18 protein-coding genes are annotated in these 22516 nt (G+C 40.9%); 6 read left to right on the forward strand and 12 right to left on the reverse strand.

The features are described 5' to 3' along the window. The first annotated feature begins 12 nt into the window (after window positions 1–12). Window positions 13–348: a XisI protein gene (locus V7L29_RS09015; RefSeq protein ID WP_334735217.1), complete on the forward strand. Its 336-nt coding sequence runs from the start codon at window positions 13–15 to the stop codon at window positions 346–348. A 48-nt stretch (window positions 349–396) separates the two neighbouring features. Here V7L29_RS09015 and V7L29_RS09020 read toward each other — a convergent pair whose 3' ends face one another. The 5 genes from V7L29_RS09020 to V7L29_RS09040 all read right to left on the reverse strand — a co-directional run bounded on the left by V7L29_RS09020 (window position 397) and on the right by V7L29_RS09040 (window position 6930). After that, on the reverse strand, window positions 397–975 hold the full coding sequence (locus V7L29_RS09020; RefSeq protein WP_334735218.1) for a Uma2 family endonuclease: 579 nt from the start codon (window positions 973–975) through the stop codon (window positions 397–399). Between the two features lie 7 nt (window positions 976–982). Next, window positions 983–2650: an O-linked N-acetylglucosamine transferase, SPINDLY family protein gene (locus V7L29_RS09025; protein WP_334735219.1), complete on the reverse strand. Its 1668-nt coding sequence runs from the start codon at window positions 2648–2650 to the stop codon at window positions 983–985. After that, window positions 2647–6126 carry an FkbM family methyltransferase gene (locus V7L29_RS09030; RefSeq protein ID WP_334735220.1) on the reverse strand — a complete coding sequence of 1160 codons (3480 nt, stop codon included), beginning with the start codon at window positions 6124–6126 and terminating at the stop codon, window positions 2647–2649. Before V7L29_RS09030 ends, V7L29_RS09025 begins: the two co-directional genes overlap by 4 nt. A 126-nt stretch (window positions 6127–6252) precedes the next feature. After that, the gene (locus V7L29_RS09035; RefSeq protein WP_334735221.1) at window positions 6253–6459 is read right to left on the reverse strand and encodes a hypothetical protein; all 207 of its coding nucleotides are present in this window, start codon (window positions 6457–6459) and stop codon (window positions 6253–6255) included. Between the two features lie 72 nt (window positions 6460–6531). After that, entirely contained in the window at window positions 6532–6930 is a 399-nt protein-coding gene (locus V7L29_RS09040) for a tetratricopeptide repeat protein (RefSeq protein ID WP_334735222.1), read from the reverse strand. Between the two features lie 917 nt (window positions 6931–7847). Between V7L29_RS09040 and V7L29_RS09045 the strand changes: the two genes are divergently transcribed. After that, on the forward strand, window positions 7848–8066 hold the full coding sequence (locus V7L29_RS09045; RefSeq protein WP_012407469.1) for a DUF4327 family protein: 219 nt from the start codon (window positions 7848–7850) through the stop codon (window positions 8064–8066). A 52-nt stretch (window positions 8067–8118) separates the two neighbouring features. Here V7L29_RS09045 and V7L29_RS09050 read toward each other — a convergent pair whose 3' ends face one another. From V7L29_RS09050 to V7L29_RS09065, 4 genes are all read right to left on the reverse strand, one after another. Next, window positions 8119–9402 carry a protein kinase domain-containing protein gene (locus tag V7L29_RS09050; protein WP_334735223.1) on the reverse strand — a complete coding sequence of 428 codons (1284 nt, stop codon included), beginning with the start codon at window positions 9400–9402 and terminating at the stop codon, window positions 8119–8121. Window positions 9403–9716: 314 nt separating this feature from the next. Then, window positions 9717–11720 (reverse strand): serine/threonine phosphatase, encoded by a 2004-nt coding sequence (locus tag V7L29_RS09055; protein WP_334735224.1) that lies wholly within the window; start codon window positions 11718–11720, stop codon window positions 9717–9719. A gap of 329 nt (window positions 11721–12049) precedes the next feature. Further along, window positions 12050–12862 (reverse strand): basic amino acid ABC transporter substrate-binding protein, encoded by an 813-nt coding sequence (locus V7L29_RS09060; protein WP_334692708.1) that lies wholly within the window; start codon window positions 12860–12862, stop codon window positions 12050–12052. 18 nt (window positions 12863–12880) lie between these two features. Next, window positions 12881–14116 carry a multidrug effflux MFS transporter gene (locus V7L29_RS09065; RefSeq protein ID WP_334735225.1) on the reverse strand — a complete coding sequence of 412 codons (1236 nt, stop codon included), beginning with the start codon at window positions 14114–14116 and terminating at the stop codon, window positions 12881–12883. Between the two features lie 1189 nt (window positions 14117–15305). Here V7L29_RS09065 and V7L29_RS09070 point away from each other — a divergent pair. Together V7L29_RS09070 and V7L29_RS09075 are read left to right on the forward strand one after the other, a co-directional pair. Then, window positions 15306–15476: a hypothetical protein gene (locus tag V7L29_RS09070; protein WP_334692706.1), complete on the forward strand. Its 171-nt coding sequence runs from the start codon at window positions 15306–15308 to the stop codon at window positions 15474–15476. Window positions 15477–15988: 512 nt separating this feature from the next. Next, window positions 15989–17191 (forward strand): aminotransferase-like domain-containing protein, encoded by a 1203-nt coding sequence (locus V7L29_RS09075; RefSeq protein WP_334692705.1) that lies wholly within the window; start codon window positions 15989–15991, stop codon window positions 17189–17191. 217 nt (window positions 17192–17408) lie between these two features. On the opposite strand, the gene V7L29_RS09080 is transcribed toward V7L29_RS09075, so the two are convergent. The 3 genes from V7L29_RS09080 to V7L29_RS09090 form a co-directional block, all read right to left on the reverse strand. After that, a complete protein-coding gene (locus V7L29_RS09080) occupies window positions 17409–18029 on the reverse strand; it encodes a J domain-containing protein (RefSeq protein ID WP_334692704.1) in 621 nt (206 codons plus the stop codon). A gap of 202 nt (window positions 18030–18231) precedes the next feature. Continuing rightward, the gene (locus V7L29_RS09085; RefSeq protein WP_334692703.1) at window positions 18232–18837 is read right to left on the reverse strand and encodes an ATP-dependent Clp protease proteolytic subunit; all 606 of its coding nucleotides are present in this window, start codon (window positions 18835–18837) and stop codon (window positions 18232–18234) included. A 113-nt stretch (window positions 18838–18950) separates the two neighbouring features. Next, window positions 18951–19613, reverse strand: a complete 663-nt coding sequence (locus V7L29_RS09090) for an ATP-dependent Clp protease proteolytic subunit (RefSeq protein WP_334692702.1) — start codon at window positions 19611–19613, stop codon at window positions 18951–18953. Window positions 19614–19851: 238 nt separating this feature from the next. On the opposite strand from V7L29_RS09090, the gene V7L29_RS09095 reads away from it, so the two are divergent. Continuing rightward, on the forward strand, window positions 19852–21108 hold the full coding sequence (locus V7L29_RS09095) for a vWA domain-containing protein (protein WP_334692701.1): 1257 nt from the start codon (window positions 19852–19854) through the stop codon (window positions 21106–21108). Continuing rightward, window positions 21105–22385: a vWA domain-containing protein gene (locus V7L29_RS09100; protein ID WP_334692700.1), complete on the forward strand. Its 1281-nt coding sequence runs from the start codon at window positions 21105–21107 to the stop codon at window positions 22383–22385. The genes V7L29_RS09095 and V7L29_RS09100 overlap by 4 nt, the downstream gene beginning before the upstream one ends. The last annotated feature ends 131 nt before the right edge of the window (window positions 22386–22516 follow it).

A 22516-nucleotide genomic window follows, 5' to 3' on the forward strand; every position in this document is an offset into this window, starting at 1 on the left:
GGTGATTGTCAAATGGAGAAACTAACCCAGTATCGCCAGATTGTACAGCAGATATTACAGGAGTATAGTAAGAAAAAACCAGCTGACGGTAATATAGACGTTGAGAATATTTTTGATATACAACGTGACCATTACCAAGTAGTTCATGTAGGCTGGGAGGGACAAGATTGGGTACATAGTTGCATTATCCATATTGATATTAAGGGTGGAAAAATTTGGCTTCAGTGGAATGGTACAGAAGATGATATTGCAGCAAATTTGGTTACTATGGGAGTTTATAAAGAGGATATTGTGCTAGGGTTTCAGTCTCCTTTCATGAGGAAGTTTACAGAATATGCAGTGGGCTAAGGTATTTCTTGAAAAGCACCTTTAGAATTTATTTGATTTAATTTAGAATTAATTCCATATTATTTGCAAGTCTAAAATAAAACCTGGTAATATATCCTCTCCAGATAAACTTGTAGGAGACTCTAATACTTCTTTTGGTTGTCCTTGCCGATAAATTTCCACACAGCGGGTTTTTCGGTCGATAAGCCAACCTAGCTTTACTCCCGCGTTCATATATTCTTGCATTTTGGCTTGTATTTCGCTCAAGCTATCAGATGGGGACATTAGCTCTAAAACAAAATCGGGAGCAATAGGTGGAAACTTTTCGCGTTGTTCTGCTGAAAGGGCGTTCCATCTGGTAAGTTGTATCCAGGAAACATCTGGAGAGCGATCGGGACCATTGGGAAGTTTAAAGCAAGTGGAGGAGTCGAAGACTTCACCCAATTGTGTTTGTTCGTTCCATAAGACAAATCTTGCAGTAAGTTTGGCGTTACGTTTTCCAGTTTCTCCTCCCGTAGGTGGCATTACTATCAATTCTCCGTTAGCGTTGCGCTCAAATTTGATATCGCGATTATCTCGACACAATTGATAAAATTGGTCGTCACTTAATTTGACAATATTGTTAAAGTTAATCGTAATTGCAGTCATGGCAATCTCACGAACTTGTTTGCACAACTTGTTTATAAAAGGCTTCTAAACCTGCAACACAGGCTTTATCGTCAAAGAGACGGTCATGATTTTGGCTCATTCGCTCTGCAATGCTGCGTCGCCAAGCTGGGTCTAGTCCTAATTTAACAGCAATCTTGATATATTCTGCTTCGTTTTTAGCTATGGTGTCTGTCACTCCTAGCATTTTCAAAAAACTGTCAGAGTGACGACCGCGCATAAATTCTCCGGGACAGGTAACAATGGGGAGATTACAAGTGATCGCTTCTAAGGTAGTATTACCACCAGACCAGGTGAATGTATCTAAATAAACGTCTGAAAGTAAGTTAATCATTAGATAGTCCAGTCGCTCTGGAATACTGAGAAATACACAATAATCCTCGCTGTTCAAACCGATAGCAGCAAAAGCAAGCTTGAGACGTGGCTGAAGTAAAGTACCACGCAAAAACACAAATTTAGCTTGCGGAACGCGATGAGCAATTTCTGCAAAAATAAAATCATATTGCGGTAGATACTTGAAAGGAGCTTGGCAGCATAAATAAATGACTGCATCATCTGGTAGCTGAAAATCTAAACGGGTTTTGATGACTGGCGGAATATATGGTTTAGGATAAGAAACGCCAATATTAGGCAAGCGAATTAATTTTTCTGAATAATGCTCTTGGGCATTTTCAGGTTCCATTAACTCGCTGGATAAAAAGTAATCAATTGTAGGTAAGCCAGTTGTTACTGGATGTCCCCAAGCGGTACATTGCACAGGCGCAAGCCGCAGACCTGCCATTTGCATAGTTTGGGGATTCATACCAATTTCAGGAAAAACTAAAATGTGCAGTTTATCAGCAATTATCTGTTCACAGACCGCTGATAAATTATCAGGAATATGGTGGAAAACATCACTGTACTGTTGAAACTGTTCGGTAATTGGATCTGGCTCATTTCCTATGTAATAACAATAGATTTCAAAGCTTGAGCGATCGCAGTAACGTAACCACCCAGTTAACCAAAGTGTTCCACTATAAGAATGCAGGTAATGGGAAACGTAACCAATCCGAATTTTGTTATTAGGCTGAAGCTTAGGCATAGATAAAGGAACAACCCATTGTGGATAGTTAGCTGCCATAATCTCATGCACTAAGTTTCCATATTGGCGTTGCAAATCTATATCATTTTGTGCTTGATATGATAGATAAAAGTTTGTGAGGCGACCTATGCCTGCTAAAGCACTATGTTGCTCTTCTGTAGTTTTAAGAGACGTATGCTGAATTAAATTTTGCAGTCCTTGAGTGAAGCGCTGGCGATAAAAGTTAATTTCCTCTTGATTTTCATATATTGATGGAACTGTTAAATATTTGAGTATTTGAAAAGTATAATCATCAGGTAAGCATTTAACAGCATTATCTGCACTTGAGATTGCTTCTTGAATACGTCCATTCCGCCGCAACTCGATAATTAATGAAAAATGTAATCTTCCATCTGTGGGAAAAAGTTTAATTCCTTGCTGGAGAATACTAAAATATTCATTTAGTAGGTTTAACTGTCTATAGCAATAGCTTAAGTGACAATAAATATCAGCATCACCTAATTGGATTTGTAGGAGTTTCTGATATTGTGCGATCGCTTCTTGCCATCTTCCCTCACTGAACAATTTATTGCTCAAGCAAAAAAAAACTGTTTAGCTTCTGCTTGGCTAAAGCTTTCTATTTCGTAAGATGTCAGAGTTTCTGCTTTTGCTTGGATCAGCACGTTTTTATCTTCGTATTCTAAAACAATTCTCGCATAGACGCGAGGTAGCAAAGCTTTCCATTGAATATCAGCCAAATTTCCAACTAAAGAAATTTCTAACCCTTCAGTAACATCTAAATCTTCTTCCACTAAAAGATTCATAACCACACTAGATAAAAACAGTTCTGCATCTTCAGCAGTACTATTACCAATAACGATAAGTAGGGTAGTTTTTTCAGTATTAAGATGAGTTGATACCATCCTCATCACTCGTTGTAATTCTAAACCGATTAACTCTTCTGGTTGCAACCAATCTGGGAAAATAATTAAATTAATATCATTAAGATTTAAAGACAAGAGAGTAGCATCAATCAAGGCAGAACTTACGGTTTGCGCCATGTTTGACCATGAGAACTTTTTCGCTTGTGCTAAACCAGTAGTAATTAATGAGTTACGAATACCAGGCTTTTGCACTTCACAAAGTGCATTTGCAAGTTCATCTACATTACTATCATCCACATATATTGCTGCCTCTCCTGCCACTTCTGGAATGGAGGCATTAGGACAAGTGATAACCGGACAACCACAAGCCATTGCTTCTAATACAGGCATTCCAAAACCTTCATACTTAGAGGGATAAACTAACGCCACAGCACCAGAATAAGCTAAGGCTAATTCTTCATCACTAAGTTGGAGAAGATGTATAGTACTACCTAATGTATATGTTCTTAACTCTGGCGCTAACATTCCGCCAATACCAGTACAAATAATATCAAATCCGTAACTGTTAGTTAGTTGTGAGAAGCCTTGAAAGAATAAAATACCGTTTTTGTAACCAGTACCCGTACCAACTAATAATAAATATGGTTTATTAATGCCATATTTATATTTAAAAGCATTAATTTCGCCTTTAGAAGCAGGAGAGAAAATCGAATCCACTCCACAGTGAGCCACCCTAATTGATTCTAACGGTATTTCAGGGAAACATTTACTTAAGTCTTTAGCTGTATTTTCAGAAATTGTAATAAAAGCGGAGGCGTGTTTGATACCATTGTGTTTTTCACACCACATAGGTTCATTTAAATTTCCTCCTAATACTTCAGGAATCATGTCATAAGCCATAAATACAGAAGGGGTATCAATAGGAGTGGTGTAGTAGGAAGATATAAATAATTCTGCTTCTTCATCATCACAGATTTGTTGAAGCATCTGTTTATCAGCTTCTGTATTGTTATAGTCGTAGGCGGGAATTGTGAGATAACGAATACCATTTATTTTGGGCGCAGTATTGGCTCTATCTAAGACTAGGATATGATTAGCAAAATCACTATTTGACCATTGTTCTAGCAGACTTCGCCAAACTCTAGCAATTCCTGTTTTATAAAGTTGGAAAAAGACACCATCAATTAAAATACTACGATGGGGTAAAGTTTTTGCTTTTTCTTTAGCTAACTCATAAATTTTGATAGTTTCTTGAACATATTTATCCCAACTAAACTTTTGAGCCTGTCGAACAGATTTTTTTGCTAAATTTTCTCGATATTCCGGTTCAGAATACAACTTGAATATGGCATTACAAAGCCCTATTTCATCATGAGGCTCAAGCATAATTCCGGCATGTTCAACCACTTCAGGCAAAGAAGAAGTGTTAGACGTTATTACTGGAGTTCCACATTGCATAGCTTCTAATGGTGGTAAGCCAAAACCTTCATATAAAGATACATACATGAATGTTAATGCACCTGAATACAGAGGAGCTAAATCTTCATCACGAAGATAACCAGTAATAATAATTCTGTTTTCTAATTCTGGAGCTTTATCTATTTCCGCAAAAATTTCTTCATATTGCCATCCTTTTGTACCTATCAATACTAGATTAAGATCATCAATATGCTGGTTTTTAATTAATTTCAAAAAAGAACGGATAACATGAGCTATATTTTTTCTTGGCTGTAGGGTTGATAAAGTTAAGATATAAGGCTGCTCCGGTATTTTATATTTTTGTTTCGTTTTGATAATTAATTCCTGATTATCGCAAGGATAAAATGTTTCTTTATCAGCAGCTAAATGTGTAACAAATACTTGCTTTTCATTAAGATTTTGTTGATATTTACAAATATCTTGTTTTGTTGATTCGGAAATACAACACACAAAATCATTCTTATTTATTTGATCTATAGTATTTTTAATCATATGCTCTGAATTATGATTAAAATACTCTGGAAAAAGAATAGGAATAATATCACAAATTGTGACAATTCTTGTAGTAAAGTAAATATTGTTGGGCAAAGGATAATAAGTAGAGTGATAAATATCTATATTTTGATATTTTAGTTCTGACAAGTGAAATAAAAGAAGATTTTTATATTCAAAATTTTGATTTATATAAATTTGACAAGCATCAAATAAATCAGGAATACTCGTACATAAATAAATATGACACTGAGAAGATTTTATTAGTCCTTTTAACAAATACTCTGTTACTCTAAAAACTCCTGTTTTGGCAGTTTCAAATATAGTTCCTAAACCTAGTACAGCAATATCTAAAGCTATTTCTATTTTCCCGGCGTTATTTTTAATTGATAAATAATCTTGTTGATTTAAAGATTCATATATTGTTGTTATTTTTCCAGGATTAGGCGTAATTAATCTTCCACTTTGTGTATCTATATTATCTTGACTACTTACTTGTATTATCCGCTCTGATATCTGTTTTTCGATCAACTTGTAATTTATATAATTATCTAAAATATTAATAGGAAAAGAGAAATATTTGGTTAAATCGCCTGACTCTTCAGATATATAATAATCATTAATTCCATCAAAGAAAACTTGTTGATAACCTTTTGCCATTAAAAAAACAGGAATATTATTTTCACAGCGAACGTTCGTGCCTGGTAAAGTAGTTTCTATTACTAATATTGTTGGTCTAAATATTTCCCAATTACCACTTAAAATAACTTCCTCTTCTACTCCTTCAACATCAATTTTAAGAAAATCAATTTTTTGAGCGACATATTCTTTACAGACTTCTGCTAAAGTCTTGACAGAAACTGTATATCGAGAAATTTTTAAACCTTTCTCTTGGGCAATATTTTCAGCTATTTCTTTATTTAAAGTAGAGTTTCCAGGTTGTCCTATTACTTGAAAAAATTCTAAGTTTCCTTCTGAATTACTTAGAGCAATATTCAAATTAATATCTCTCGAACGCTCTTGCTCAAATAAGTTATAGCATTCTTTTATTGGTTCTATATTTATTCCTGACCATCCAATATCATAAAAAGCTTTAGTTACTGAATCAACAGTTGGATGTAAGGCTCCTACATCAATATAAAAACCTTTTATTTTATCTTTAAATACTCTCTTGAGTAAAACATCTTCAAAATTTTGGGCATATGAAATAAATGTCATTTTTACTAACTTCGCTCCTATGAATGTTAACAATTTAATTTAGTAAAGATAATTTTGGCTAGATCGTCTAATTAGACATACCAATTAAGTTTTTTTTGGGCTATTTGTCTAATGATCGCTCTTACTCTATTCATTATATTGGGAAGTAATAGTGTTGATATTTTCATGAATTGTCAATGCTAATGCCTTATCTCCTATAATTTCTCTCCTCTCTGCTTCTGCTTGTAAAACTTCCACGAGTTCTGCTATCCATATATCAATTTCTTCAGGTTTACCCTCTGCAAATCCAAGAAACCAAGCTGTATGTGCTTCTACTTCCTGATCTTGAAGCAATAGTAATAATCCTAAGTGCCAATAATTAGCCTTGACATTAGGTTCAAACTCTATTGCTTTTTCATATTCGGTCTACTGATTACTCTTTCCTTCTTGTTTCTTAATCTGCTCTAAAACAACTTTGTAATCTTGCCTTTCAGGGTGCAACTTCACCAGCTTCTCCAAAGGTTGCATTGCACCTTTAACATCCTTCAATTGCAACCGCACTATAGACAGTTTCTCTAAAGCAAGTTGGTTTTCTGGTTCCCGTTGTAAAACCAGCTCGTAGCCCCGCGCCTGTTGCTGTAATTCTGACTCAGCTGAATGAGACGCAGTTGCTGGCTTAGGTTGGGTAGCCTGTTGTATGGCTGGAATTGCTGCAAATACCGTAGAACCAACAAACGACACTATCGACACTATCGTCACAATCTTTTGTCGCCGCTCAATCTGCTTTTGGCGGGAAATTACGTATTCTTCCCCCGAACCAGCCATGTCTCACATACTTGCTGTGGTAAATACTTAGATATCAGCAAACCTCCCGTTATAAGGTTACCCATCTGCCCAACAGAAACTAACATCTTGACTGGAAATTTTTTACACAAAATTCAAAAGCGGACTCTGAATATAAGGGAGTTTTATGGTAAGCCAAGGTTGCACTGAGAATTTTGCCATGCGATCGCCTGCTTCAAAGCAAAACCCGCTGCTGCACCTAAACAGAGCCAACCCTCCAGGTCTTATTTTCTAGGCAAAACATTAAAGTTATATAAAGATTTGCAATTAATTTGCCTAATCCCAGATGTTTGCGATATTCTAAATAACGTTTAAATAAACAGAAACAGTAGATATTTCTACTCAATTGCAAATTTTCCTGTCAGTCAAAAACTTTCAAACTAGCCCGTCTCCTACGGGTTCTTCAACAACCACACATATTTTTCGTGATTAAAACAAATAGAATTTTTCCAGTCGTTCTCAGTCACACACAAGAGTGCAACTTTCCAAAGGACTAATTATTTTGCTCGGCGTCCACAATAGATATCTTACAAAAGGTAGTGTTGCACTCTTGTGTAGAAAGGGTAAAGGTTAAGAGGAAAAAGAAGACGGGGAAAGGTTAAAGGGAAAAGGGGAAACATAAGCATCCCTTACCCCTTCATCCCTTAACCCTTCTCCCTGAAGTTTTGCTTGGCTTCTGCAAAAAGTTTAAGGACTACTTGGTGGAATTAGAGTTTTGTGGTGGTAATTACCGTACAAAAGCGAATTTGCCAGTAACTTAATAGAGTTTGTTATGGTATAGTTAAAAAGTTAAGACTAGCTTTACCAAATTACACCACTCTACGGGTCGGCAACAATAGCAGAATGGGAAGCAGTTTTAATTAAGCATTTACCAACCAAATTTGAATTCAATCGAGGTTATGACTCAGCAAGTGATTCACCCAATGGTGAAATTGCAGCGCAACGTGCAATCACTCATAGAATCGAATATTATCAAGCCAAGCGATAGCATCTGGAAAATCGCTTTGCTCTATGGCAATGAATGGCAGCACTGGAAACAGGAACTGCTCGACTTTGGCTTTAGTATGCAAGACCCAGTTAGTGAATTGCTAGCTGTAGAAACTTGGGATGAGGAGTAAGGAGTAGGGAATAGGGTTTTTTGAAACTCACTACTCCACCACTGATTACTCCTTAAACTTTGCAAGCAGCTAAAGCCGCAGCTAATTCCTTTGCAGTTTTGTAGCGATCGCGTGGCAATGGTTCTGTAACGCGATCAATCACACCTCTTAATTGGGAACTAATGGTAGGAACCTTTGCCACATCAAACCTAAAGTTTCGCCCCCTTTGGTGGTAATACTTGAACGGGTTTTCCCCTGTGAGCAGAAAAATCAGCGTTGGCCCAATTGCATACAAATCAGATTGAGTCAAAGGTTGTCCTCGTTCTTGCTCAGGAGCGCAGTAACCTTCTGCACCAATTCGAGTACCGGGCGCTGTGCCAATTTCCTTAACTGCGCCAAAATCTAGCACCACTATGCGATTTACTGAACTTCGCACCATTAAGTTGGCGGGTTTAATATCGCGGTGAATTAGGGGAGGCTCTTGGCTATGAAGATAGTCTAAGATATCGCAGGTTTGGATCATCCAAGCGATCGCCTGGCTTGGTGTGACTGGTCCAGTGGTATAGACACGTTTCTCTAAATCTTGTCCGTGGATTAGTTCCATTGCCAAGTATTTTTTTCCGTCTTCTACAAAGAAATCGTAATACTTGGGAATTCCAGGATGGTTAAGGGATTTGAGAGTGTACGCCTCCCGCTCAAATAATTCTTGAGCTTTGGCAATTTTCGCCATATCAGCATTCATTTGCTTCAACACCAGTAGTTGTGGGATACCCGCAATCTGACCAGTCGCATCCCTAGCGAGATAAGTAGTACCCATACCTCCTTGTCCGAGAGTTCGCAACACCTGATAATGGCGAATCCTCTGTTGTACTGAGAGAGGTTGACCACAGTGGATGCAAAACAAATTGTTCAAAGAGTTGCCTTCGTGCGTGCAAGTGGAAGATGAATTTGCTCCACCTTGGGCTGAGTAGATTGTTGCAGCGGCATTTTCTTCTGTGCCTTGCATATCTGGCGATCGCAAACCAGTTTCTAGTGCTGTTACCTCCTGAATTTGGAATTGCAGTATTGGGCCTCCCTGTGCCAGTTGCAAAAGGGAATTATCTGGTAAGGGACTTTGAATCACAAGGACACCGTTAAGGAAAGTCCCATTTGTACCCTGACTAATCAGCTGCCAAGCATCGCCATTGCTAGCGGAACCGACTTGTCTAAGTTCTAGATGATGTCGGGAAACCAAACTATCAGTTAAAACAACGTGATTATCTGCCGCTCGACCAATCCGAATTATGGAAGAGTTTTCAAAGCACCACTGCTGGAGGGGCGTTTTCTGTTGCGGTTCTAACAGGGTCAGACTAACCACAATACAACCTATAAGCTAAATGGATCAGGGATTGGGCATTGGGCATTGGGCATTGGGCATTAAACTTATCAGTAAATTAGGTTTTAACCCCTGATTAATAAGGCTTTGAGGTTAATTCGCGGATATGTTTATTAGGAATTAGTGATTGTTCTTTCTTCCTATTAGGGAACTCCAAAAATTAAATTACCAATTCCTCCATCCAAGACGACTATTCAGATATTTACTTCCTCTGCTACCCTCAGCGATTGATTATTTTTTTATTTAGAAGTCTTTTACCCATGCCCCATGCCCTATGCCCCAGTCCCAATTTATGATTAACTTTCCAGATTTGGGCGTACTTTTGCCCGAATAAGTATACCAGTAATGTTGTCGTGACCATTGTGTTGGTTCGCCAAATCAATTAAGTCTGTAACACCCCGTTCTAAGTTAATGCTAGAACTAAGTAAGGGTTCTAAGTGAGTCTGCCAATGGGTTTCTAGTAAATCATTATCTGATAGACCGTCCGATGCCAACAGCAGAAGAGTATCTTCATTGATCTCGAAAAAGCCGACATCGGGATTAATCGAGTTTTGATCACGAGGCCCCAAAGCTTGCGTGAGTTGGTAAGCATCCGGGCGGGCGTAAGCTATGCTTGCTTCTACTCCTCGGGTAATTTCCCGTTGCCCAACTTCGTGATCTACTGTGACTTGTTCTAGTCCCCGCTTGCGCGTCAGGCGATAGAGACGGCTATCTCCCACATGAGCAACTGCTGCTTGAGTATCTTGAATTAACAGCATTACTAAAGTTGTACCCATGCGCCCAACTCCAGAACGGGCATCTTGTTGATTGAGCTTGTAAATCGCCTCATTAGCTAAATACACTGCCTCACGAATGCTATCTTCTGTTGGCAGTTGGTTGGCAATCCAATGTTCTTGAAAGTATTGCCGTAGGGTGTTGACTGCTAACTGACTGGCTATCTCGCCGCCAGCGTGTCCACCCATACCATCACAAAGAATATACAAACCATACCCTTGTAGGACTCGACTTTTGGACAACTCCAGCTTGTGAATTTTGGTTTCAATGCCAAAGTAGTCTTCGTTATGATGACGTTGATGCCCCACATCTGTGCATCCTGCATCTTCTAAGCTACTTAACTGCATCGCCAGCACAACAGTTGCCATATCATCAGTTTTGCTAATGATATCTTCTGGCTGATCTGATTGCGGGATAGTGGGCACAGTAGTATTTTTCTCCTTTATTGGGGGCAAAGTTACGGTTCCTAGTGTTTCCAGTTCAACAGAGATTTCTTCCAAACGCGATCGCAATTGTGCGATCGTTTGAATCTTACCTACCTCTAAATCCCCCAACATCTGGACTACAGAGCCAAATTGAGTACGTTGAGACTGCCTAAATAGCGCTTGCCAAACTCGCCCCAAAGCTTGGATAGTTAACGGCTCCTCTGGAAAAACAAATGTTTGGGCTTGGGCATCTTCTGGGGACTCGGTAGCAGGCTGAGAACTTGATGATTCCACATACAACCTTTGTAGCGCCAGCGTTTGGTCTTCATCCAATCGCAAATTTGACAAATCTAAAAGGCTTTGACGACAATTTACTGGTTCCAATACTGCCCAAAGTTGGGTCATTTGATAACACCAGTGTAAAATTTTTAACGAACTCGTTGTTTCTTCTTGCCACAGGTCGAGTAAATACTGCCAATCCGAGCGGTCTTCGATTATTACTACCTGCATATCCCCCTGCTGCCATGCATCGTGAATCGGCGGTATCTCCCGTTGACCTTGGGATTGTAAGGCAATATAAAGTTTAGCAACGCCAGGAATTCCACTTGCTTCCACTGATGGCGTTGCTAAATCTAATTGCTGACTTGCTAGTATTGCCTGAATTGGTGATATTTGATACGGCTGGCAGTCTATAACTCTGACACCTACATCAGTAATGGTGGCAGTTTCAATTTGGGCAGGTAGCGGATCTAACAATTGATAGCGCTCTTGGAAGTCTAAATAGGAGCCTAATGCAATTTGAGAACTAGAGGATAGAGGAGATGAGGAAGATATTGCTCCCTCATCTACCTCTACTCCCACATCTCCCTTATCTACCTCATCTTTCTCTACTCCCAAAGCTTCCCCAGTCGTTTCTTTAGCAATAATTGCCCAAAACACTGTTCCACATTCCGTGCCACAGTTATGACAACGTAGCGCATTCACAGGTACATCATCGGTACTGCATTCAGGACAGACCTTGTGGGTCAGGGACATGCCACAGTTTTGACAGAATTTGTTGCTATTGGGGTTTTCAAATTTACACTGAGGGCAAATCAGCATAGTGGAAGTTCCTTAATTCCCGTTCCAAGGTGCTTCTAGCCACTAAGATCCAAGGTGCCACAATTGGCTGTCCTTGACTACAGTAGACATACAAGAGATTGTAGTTTATCAATGAATTTTGGTGGCAGTATTAATTGTGACGTATATTAGATCAATATTTAATATATTGGCAGGCAATTCCTTATAAATGGGACATGGAGCATGGGGCATGGGTAATAAAAAGAAAGAACAATTACCAATTCCCAATAGACATATCCGCGAATTAATCTTAAAGCCTTATAACTCAAGGGTTAAAACCTAATTTACAGATAAGTTTAATGCCCTATGCCCTATGCCCTATGCCAAAAGTCTGGCAATTGCGGAGGTTCAGCATTAAACCATTTTTGATAAATTTGCTTGTAAGTGCCATTGGATAACAAAGTGGCTATACCTTTGTTAATTGCATCTAGATGGAGGGAGTCTTTAGGTGTAGCAATCCCATAGTATTCTTGAGTGAGCAGATCGGCAACAATTCTGATGCCTTTGAGTTTGCCATTTTTAATCGCATACAAAGTTGCGAAAGCATCGCTAACCACAGCATCAACATTGCTATTGAGCAAATCTTGAAAAAATTCTGGCCCAGAATTAAAAGTACTAATTTTGGCATTGGGGATGGTTTTGGCAAAATCTGCCCCAGTGGAACCAATTTGTACAGCGATTTTTTTACCTTTGAGACTATTGAAGTCTTTAATATTTTGGTTGTCTTCGCGGACAGCGATCGCTAGTCCGGCTTTAAAATAAGGTCTGGAAAAAGCAATGGTTTTCAAGCGTTCAGCGGTAATCGTAATCCCGCTAATTGCTGCATCAACTCTTTTAGCTTGCAAAGTTGAGATCATGCCATCAAAGGGTAGACTTTCAAACTGGACTGCAAAACCTGCTACTTTAGCGATCGCATTCATCAAATCAATATCAAAACCTTCCAAGTGACTGCTAGCCGTTTGGATTTCAAAGGGGATAAAGGTAGGGTCTGTCGCCACCTTGAGAGGTTGAGCACCTGGATTTATAGTTGGATAAGAATTGTTACAGGCAATGAGCAGTAGTAAACAGCCTAAGCTCAGAACTAACTGCCAACATTTAAAGTTAATCAAATTCCCTCTAGTCATTAGTCATTAGCCAAATACCTAATTTCTCGTTTCGTGTAGTACTTGAGTCCGAGTAAAGCGACGCTCGGCAGGGCGTGCGAGTCCAAGATAAGCGACGAAGGAGGCGATCGCAAACACTGCCATTAAACTAGACATGGCGATCGCTGTGCGCCCATCATAGAAGAAAGCAACTAGCCCACTCGCCAACGCCCCACATAACATTTGCATAAATCCCACCGTGGCGGCTGCAACTCCAGCTATCTCTGGCAAAGGCTGAATGGCACCCTGGATTGCATTGGGAGAGATTATCCCCAGGCAGAAGGTGTTAAGTACTAGAAGAGGCATTAGCGTAGTAACTTGTGCAGCACCACTCACTGACAGGATCGCAAGGGCAACAGATGAGCCAACGGCACTCACCAGCCCAAAGGTGAGCAACCTTGACGGAGATACGCCACGCATACTCAGATGCCCATTCAGAAATGAGCCTACCATGATGCCAAAAGCGGTCGATGCAAAAAGCCAGCCGTAGGTTGTAGTTGGGACTTTAAATACATTAAGCAGCACCAGTGGCGATCCCGCAACATAGGTAAACATGCACCCAAAGCTTAGTGCATTGACGAGGGCGTAGCCAAGACAAATTCGATTGTTGAGAATGCGCCCATAATTTTTTATCAGCCGACGTGGTTTAATCGCATCTAGATCATGGCTAGCTAGCGACTCACTTAGTCCAAGGGCAACAAATAGCAAGAGTAAGAACCCTCCTACAGCCAGCGTCCCATAGATAGTCCGCCAACCAGCGATTGCCAGCACCCAACTACCGATTGTGGGTGCAATCATCGGTGCTACGCCCATCACAAGATTGACATAGGAGAGTTGGGCGCGTGCTGCCGAACCATCAAATAGATCGCGGACAATCGCCAGTGTCATCACCATACCTGCACCAGCGCCGGCACCTTGAACTAAACGCCAAGCAATCAAAGTATTGATGGATGGCGCAGCAGCACAGCTTGCACCTGCTAGGGTAAAAAGTCCGCAGCCGATAAGCAAGATTGGTCTGCGTCCATAGCGATCCGAAAGCGGGCCGAAAATCAGCTGGGCAACAGCAAACCCAAGCATAAATAAGCTTAGGATTAGTCCAACAGATCCAGAAGATGCCCTCAATGCTGCGCTGATTGTGGGAAAAGCTGGTAGCCCCATGTCAATTGATAAGGGCGGTAGGGCAGAGAGTGCCCCCAAAAGAAGCGTGAAGCTCAAGGTATTGGGTCGAATTCGCATTATTTTAACTCGTAGGATTCACAGTTATCCAAGTGGGTCTCTTGATTTTTATAGCTAGGTGTGAGATGTTCTTACTCAGGGATACTACGGAAAATAGATAAATTGAAAGTATTTTAAATGACTTTAGGTAGATTTCCAGCTTATAAGCTCGACTTTATCCAAAATTAAGAACTCGGTTTTCTTTATCCAGCAAAACCCTGGCTTTTTGGCAAATACTTTTTCCACATTATAGGTTATCGATGAAGTTAAAAAAGTAAAACTGCCGTCCCACAAAGGTTTCACGTTAAGCAATCGCGTTGCGAAAAAAATGGATAAAGTAGAGATAAGAGGATGTTTGAAAAACTATATTTGTTACCAAAAGTATCTAATACCCCCCCTTATAAAGCAGGGCTGTTTCATTCCATCTTAAACAAGATTTGTCAACATGGTTCGCGAGAAAAATTGTCAGTGAGGGTGACGAAGAGATGAATTTTTAAGCACTTAAACAACAGTAATATTGATTATTTTGTCAGCACGTTGGTAACAAAATAATCAATTTTTAATCGCTAGAACACTTGATTTGTAAGGCTCTTTAGGGAATGAAACAGCCCTGCCCTTATAAAGGGGGGGCAGATAGCCTATTAAGCCCCCCTTTACAAGCCAGGGTGGTTTCATACAAGCAGAGAAAAACTAAAACTGGGTTTCAAAGCCTCTCCCCGTGTGGGGGAGAGGTTTGGAGAGAGGGAAAAAGCTTAGACACAAAACGAGAAATCAAGACTTATGTATTTTTCTTTTTTCGTATGAAACCACCCTGCCCTTTACAAGGGGGGTTGGGGGGTAAATGTTACAAGTTGATGTGCTAGACGACACTTTTAAAACATCTTCTAAACCCCAGGATAAAGCTAGTACATTACAACAAACCATTAAAAAAATCTCAAAAGACTAAAAAATAAGAGTTTTTGAATTTTACTTTTGCCATACCTGTTAAATATATATTTTTTGATCTACCAGATTGCTCTGTATAAATTTGGGATTTTAATTCCCGGAGGGGTTGATTAATAGTCACTTGTGTCAAGTTTGCAGGGATCGCTATATACATAATGTACTACTTGAACCTCGCTTAATCTGCATGGATGAGCCAACGATGGGTCTTTCAGCTTTGGATGTCGAGCGTCTTTTATAATTAATTGAGACGATTAATCAGCAGGCTGTGACTGTTTTTATAGTTGAACAGAATGCCCATTTAGCACTGCAAATTGCTGATTATGGTTATGTACTTCAAAATGGTCGAATTTTGCTAGCTGGGTCATCTGGCGAATTATTGAATAACCCGCAAATTCGTGACGTTTATTTGTGTGGTGAGGCGGTTTCGCAAATATGATGTGATTGAACTTTTCCTAAAAGCAATGTCTACGACGGGCTACACCTATGCACCAATTCAACTTAGAGTGATTTTCAAATGAATGGATTTGTTATATAAATATTTTTTCTCGAAGCGCCTGTAGTTTCAGACGTAGAGCGAAAGACAATCTGAAAAGCTGGATTTATTTTAGATAGTTGGGTTGAGCAAATTTTTGTAATTATTAATATTTTAATTATTCAAGATGATTTTTATACTGAAGTATTCTCAAAAAATACTTATAGTTTGAAATCAAAAGATATAAAAATATTTAATTTTGGATAAATCAAAATTTTGAAAATACCAGAGATTTATAAACGCTTGATTCAAAAATGGATTTAAATTTTTAATCATTAAACTATTGATGATAAGTTAACCAAACTTCACTTAGGAAATCATGATAGCATTGTTCGGATTGAGAATAAATCTGAGTATCAGTATTTCTTCCCTAAAATGCTGATCTACTCATAAAATTAGAAGACAACTCACACTTTATGGCTCCTACTACTTCTGCTTACCAAATTGCTGATTTGTTCGCCGAAAGAGCTAGAAATCTCGCACCACCAACTTACGGCACAGAATTAACCAAAATTATCACTGTTAGCTTTGCCTACGGTCTAGCTGACCCAATTCTATTTCCCCACGCTGACTTGGCTGCTGCAAGTGCAGCTGTGCTCGCACAAGAGGCTCCGATCGCCCTCAATTACGGCCCACCTTCAGCTCAACTGTATGAGCAAATTATCCTCCGCTTGCAGGCTCAAGGAATTTCTGCCGATCGCGATCGCGTAATCATTGGTTACGGTTCTGGTCAGATTCTGGGCTTGCTACCAGATGTGTTTGTCGAACCTGGTGATGTGGTAATTGTGGAAGGGCCAACTTTCCTGGGAGTAGTTACTAGATTTGTCCACGCTGGCGCACGCCTGATTACTATTCCTGTGGATGAGTTGGGAATGGATGTAGATGCGTTAGAAGTAACATTGAGCGACTTGAAGAAACAGGGCATTCGACCCCGGTTTATTTACACCATCCCGACCTTTCACAATCCTACAGGCGCTACTATGCCGTTATTTCGCCGCCAAAAACTGGTAGCATTAGCGGCTGAGTATGGCGTCCTAGTGGTGGAAGACGATGCTTACAGCGATTTGCGCTTCCAAGGAGAAACTGTCCCCTCCCTGGCAACCCTCGACCAAGAGGGGTGGGTATTATATGTGAGTACTTTCTCAAAAATTATTGCGCCTGGTATCCGCCTGGGCTGGGCTTGTGGCAATCCAGCGATTATTGAACGGCTGGCAATGTTCAAAAGTGAAGGGCCTGTGGGACCATTCGTCAGCCATGTGGTCGCTCGCTACTGTGCCACAGGCAAACTAGATAATCATGTTCAGCAGCTAATCGCCTGCTATAAGCATAAGTGTAATTTATTGTTAGAGGCGATCGCTCACGAGTTTCCCAGTGATATAGTTGCCTTACGACCAGACGGTGGCTTTTTCGTTTGGTGTAAATTGCCGCCAGACATCAGCGCCAAAGCACTTCTAACCGCTGCTAGTGAACACGGCGTCAGTTTTCTGCCAGGGACTCGCTGCTACGCCAATGGAGAGGGGGATGATGCCATCAGATTAGCTTTTAGCTTTCAACCAACACAAAAGATAGTTGAGGGAATTGCTACCTTAGGAGCAGTGTTGCACGAATGGCGGCAATGACCAGGTAATTCGTAATTCGTAATACTCGCTATTCGCGTAGCGTCTCGTAGAGAAGGCGAGAAGCAAGCTACGTAATTCGTACCTCGTTTCCAGTCTCCGACTAGGAATGCCTTCAGGGTAGCTCCTGCCTTTTGTCTCAGTGGCAGAGCTGCAACGAATAGCATTTCCTTCTTAGACCTGGAAACGATGTTTAAGCAGATTTTAAATTTTGTAACCTTTAAAAAATTTGTTCTAAGCGCTGGAAATCTTGCTGCACTTGATACCAAAGACTTTTATTATGAGGATCTGTCTTCAAAGCTTTTTTGAGATAAATTCTGGCTTTGAGCAACTGGTTTTCGGAAATTAGCGCCCGTCCCCAAATTTGATAGACAATCGCTAGCCATTGACGGACTTCTGCATCTGTTGACAAACGAATTGCTAAAGCTTCCGCCAAGGCGATTGCTTGAGGAAATCGTCTTTCTTGCAAAAATCGCTGCAATTGCTCATAAGTCTTCCACTTCAGCCGCTCTTCTATTTCCAACAGATTAGGCGGCTTTGGTTTCGGTGTTTGTTGGGTTGTCACCGTTGTTACTGGTGTTTTCTGCCAATCTGTTGCTTTGGTATCATTATGCCCAGTTGATATCTGACTTGAATGTACAGGTGTTTCCTCTGGCAGTACTACCGTCAGCAGGAGTTTATAAGCCTCTGTCAAGGCAATAAACTTATCTTTAGCTTTGTTGTCATCTGGGTTGATATCGGGATGATATTGCTGCACCAGTCGTCGATAAGACGCTTTGATGTCAGCAAAAGAGGCTCCCGACCTTAAACCCAATAAACGGTAGCAATCTCCAAGATCCATCTTGAGCTATGAGCTATCGAATATCCAGCTTGGCGCTATCAGCTATCTGCTTCAAGCCTGACTATTAATAATAAGGGCTAATTTATTATTTTAAAGTTCAATGTTGACAGTTTGTTTAGGGAAGGGAGTGGGGAGCAAAGCCGGAGACTCCGAAGCTCCGGTTAGGAGTTATTTCTCCCTCATCTCCATTCCCTACTCCCTACTAACCTACTACTAAGGTTCGTTCTTCAATTACACGGTCAATTAAACCGTATTCTTTTGCCTCTTCGGCAGACATGAAAAAGTCACGATCCATATCTTTTTCAATCTTTTCTATGGTCTGACCTGTTTTATCGGCATAAATCCCATTGAGCTGGTGACGAATTCGCAGAATCTCTCTAGCTTCAATTTCGATATCAGTGGCTTGTCCACGGGTGCCACCAGAAGGCTGGTGAATCATAATCCGTGAGTGAGGCAATGCTATGCGTTTCCCTTTGGTGCCAGATGCCAGCAGGAAAGACCCCATTGAAGCAGCTAAACCCACACAAATAGTCACCACATCGGATTTGATATGTTGCATGGTGTCAAAAATAGCCATGCCAGAGGTAACCATCCCACCAGGGGAATTGATGTATAAATAAATATCTTTACCTGGATCATCTGAATCCAGATACAGCATTACAGCGATAATTTGATTGGCAATTTCATCATCAATATCTCGCCCCAAGAAAATAATCCGTTCCCGGTAAAGGCGATCATAGATGCTAATCCAATCTGTATATTGTCCACCGGGCATCCGGTAAGGAACTTTAGGAACGCCTATAGGCATAATTTACTCCGTTTTTAATTAGTCATTGGTCATTGGTCATTAGTCATTGGTCATTGGTCATTAATAATTTTTGGTTATTAACAAAGGACAAAAGACGAATGATAAAAGACAAATTAAAGGACACTGGCAGGGAGTGGGGGATTTGCGAGTTCTTCTTTCTCAAAAACTCGGTCAATTAGCCCGTATTCCTTCGCTTGGTAGGGTGTCAGATATAACAGCCGATCCATATCTTTAGTAATTTTTTCTGGAGGCTGTCCAGTGGTGCGATGCAAGATATCAACTAACGCCCCTTTATTTACCAAAACTTCCCTGGCGCGAATTTGAATATCCGTTGCTTGACCTTGGGCGTAGCTCTTGGGCTGATGCAGGATAATCGAGGAGTGAGGCAAACTAGCGCGGCAACCTTTTGTACCAGCACTGAGTAGCATCGCTGCCATACCCATCGCGGAACCAACGCAGATGGTGTGGATAGGAGGCTTGATATATTTTATTGTGTCATAGATGGCGAAGGCTTCGGTTTCAAAGCCAATGGGATCGCCACTGTAACCAGAAGTGCCTGTGGAGTTGATATAGATTTTAATCGGCTTTTCGGGGTCGTCGGACTGCAAAAACAGCAACTCGGCCACGATCAATTCGGTGACAGCAGGCACCAGTGGCATCCCAAGATAGACAATTCGCTCCTTCAATAAGAGGGAAGGTAAATCTGGCGGCGGTGTCCGGTAGAAGTTATCGCCGTAATATGGGGCTTGAACAGCCTTGATTGGGGAAATGTCCATAGCAACTGATCGCCTGAAACTATGCCGTTAACTGTAATACATCCTAGCGCGATGCTAGCTGTCCTCAAGGTGCGGATTTCTCCCTAATGCTTAAGGCGGCTTCGCATCTGCTAATGCTTGGCTTCTAAGATATTCTGATTATATTAATGTATTTATGTTGGATAGGTTTTCCGTAGAGCTAAAGTAGTGCTTTGAAGTTGTTTATTAATAAGTATATCCGGAATAGGAACTTTGAGTTATGAAGGTTAGTTTGCAGCCTGCCTTGAATGATGGTAATTTGGACGCGAATCAACTGAATAGTCAACGTCAGTTGGGAATTTCGATTTCGGCGATCGCACAGACTCAAGACCGCAATGTGCCACTGAATTTATGCTTAATTCTCGATCATAGTGGTTCTATGAACGGGCAATCGCTAGAAACGGTCAAAAAAGCAGCGAATCGTCTGGTAGATAGACTCAAGAGTGGCGATCATCTCAGTGTTGTAGTTTTTGATCACCGTGCCAAAGTCTTAGTACCCAGTCAAAGTGTCGAAAATCCAGAAAAAATCAAACAGCAAATTAACCGCTTATCTGCCGATGGTGGGACTGCGATTGATGAAGGACTGCGCTTGGGGATTGAGGAGTTGGCAAAGGGAAAAAAAGATACTGTTTCCCAAGCCTTCCTATTAACTGATGGGGAAAATGAACACGGTGATAACAACCGCTGTTTGAAATTCGCCCAATTGGCTGCTAGTTATAATTTGACTTTGAACACTTTGGGATTTGGTGATAATTGGAACCAAGATGTTTTAGAAAAAATTGCTGATGCTGGCTTAGGTACTTTATCTTATATTCAAAAACCCGAACAGGCAGTGGATGAGTTTAATCGCCTGTTCAGCCGCGTTCAAACAGTGGGATTGACTAATGCTTATCTACTATTCTCCCTGATGCCCAATGTCCGGCTAGCGGAACTCAAACCTGTTGCCCAAGTTTCCCCAGACACAATTGAATTACCATTGCAACAAGAAGCTGATGGACGTTTCGCTGTGCGATTGGGAGATTTAATGAAAGATGCGGAACGGGTGATTTTAGCTAATATTTATTTGGGACAATTGCCAACAGGTGAACAAGCGATCGCTAATGTGCAAGTCCGCTACGATGACCCAGCCGCCAACCAGGTAGGTTTATTTACACCCAATATTCCAGTTTATGCCCATGTAGTCAAAAATTACCAAGCAGACCCGAATCCGCAGGTGCAACAGTCTATTTTGGCATTAGCTAAGTATCGCCAAACCCAGCTAGCCGAGACAAAATTACAGCAGGGCGATCGCACTGGTGCAGCGACGATGCTACAAACGGCTGCTAAAACTGCCCTGCAAATGGGAGATACTGGTGCAGCGACGGTGTTGCAAACTTCTGCCACCCAGCTACAATCTGGACAAGATTTATCTGAAAGCGATCGCAAGAAAACCAGGATGGTCTCCAAAACAGTTTTGCAAGATACCCCTGTGGAATGAAAGTTAAATTGCTATCGGCATTAAATGACAATAATGTTGATGTGGCTCAAACCAGTAGCCAACGTCAACTGGCAATGACGATTTTTGCGCTTGCTGGTGAGTTTGACCAAAATCTGCCCCTTAACCTCTGCTTGATTTTGGATAGAAGTGGTTCCATGCATGGACAACCAATTAAAACGGTGATCCAGGCGGTGGAAAGATTAATAGATCGGTTGAAAGTAGGCGATCGCATCTCAGTTGTGGCTTTTTCTGGTTCTGCGGAAGTCATTCTCCCCAACCAAGTCATCCAAGACCCCGAAAGCATCAAATCTCAAATAAAAAGCAAACTCAGTGCTAGCGGCGGTACTGTAATCGCTGACGGTTTGGAACTGGGAATTACAGAACTGATGAAGGGCACAAGAGGCGCTGTTTCCCAGGCGTTTCTGCTTACAGATGGGCATGGTGAAAGCGGTTTGCGGATTTGGAAGTGGGATATTGGGCGAGATGACAATAAGCGCTGTCTTCAACTCGCAAAAAAGGCTGCCAAGCTGAACCTAACTATCAACACTTTTGGATTTGGCAATAACTGGAATCAGGATTTGTTGGAAAAAATTGCCGATGTCGGTGGTGGGACTCTAGCTCATATTGAACGTCCTGAACAAGCTGTGGATCAATTTAGCCGCTTGTTTGGGCGGATTCAGTCGATTGGGCTAACTAATGCCTACTTGCTGTTATCTCTAGTGCCCAATGTTCGACTAGCAGAATTGAAACCCATTGCTCAAGTTGCCCCAGACACAATCGAGTTACCAGTGGAAGCCGAAGCTGATGGTAGCTTTGCTGTGCGTTTGGGAGATTTAATGCAGGATGTAGAACGAGTAGTTTTGGCGAACATTTATCTGGGACAATTGCCAGAAGGTAAACAAGCGATCGCTCATCTGCAAATCCGTTACGATGACCCGTTGGTTAACGAACAAGGCTTACTTTCGCCCCTCGTGCCTGTATATGCAGATATAGTGCGGGCATATCAACCGGCATCCAATCCTCAGGTACAACAGTCTATTTTAGCATTAGCAAAGTATCGTCAAACCCAGTTAGCTGAGGCGAAATTGCAACAAGGCGATCGCACTGGTGCAGCCACGATGCTGCAAACAGCAGCCAAAACCGCTTTACAAATAGGAGATAAAGGGGCGGCGACAGTATTGCAAACTTCTGCCACTCGCTTGCAAGCTGGGGAAGAACTTTCTCAAGCAGACCTGAAGAAAACTAGGATTGTATCAAAGACCGTTTTGCAGGAATAGTAAAAATTCAGCCTTGCTGATTAACGGCATAAAAGTTTCGCGTCAAGGCGCAAAGCGAGAAAAAATATTTTATTCCTCAATTGAGCAACAAAGTAATTGCATATTCCTAATTTAACATGAGTTCGACAAAC

It is taken from the genome of Nostoc sp. (assembly GCF_036916575.1).
Taxonomy (GTDB): domain Bacteria; phylum Cyanobacteriota; class Cyanobacteriia; order Cyanobacteriales; family Nostocaceae; genus Nostoc.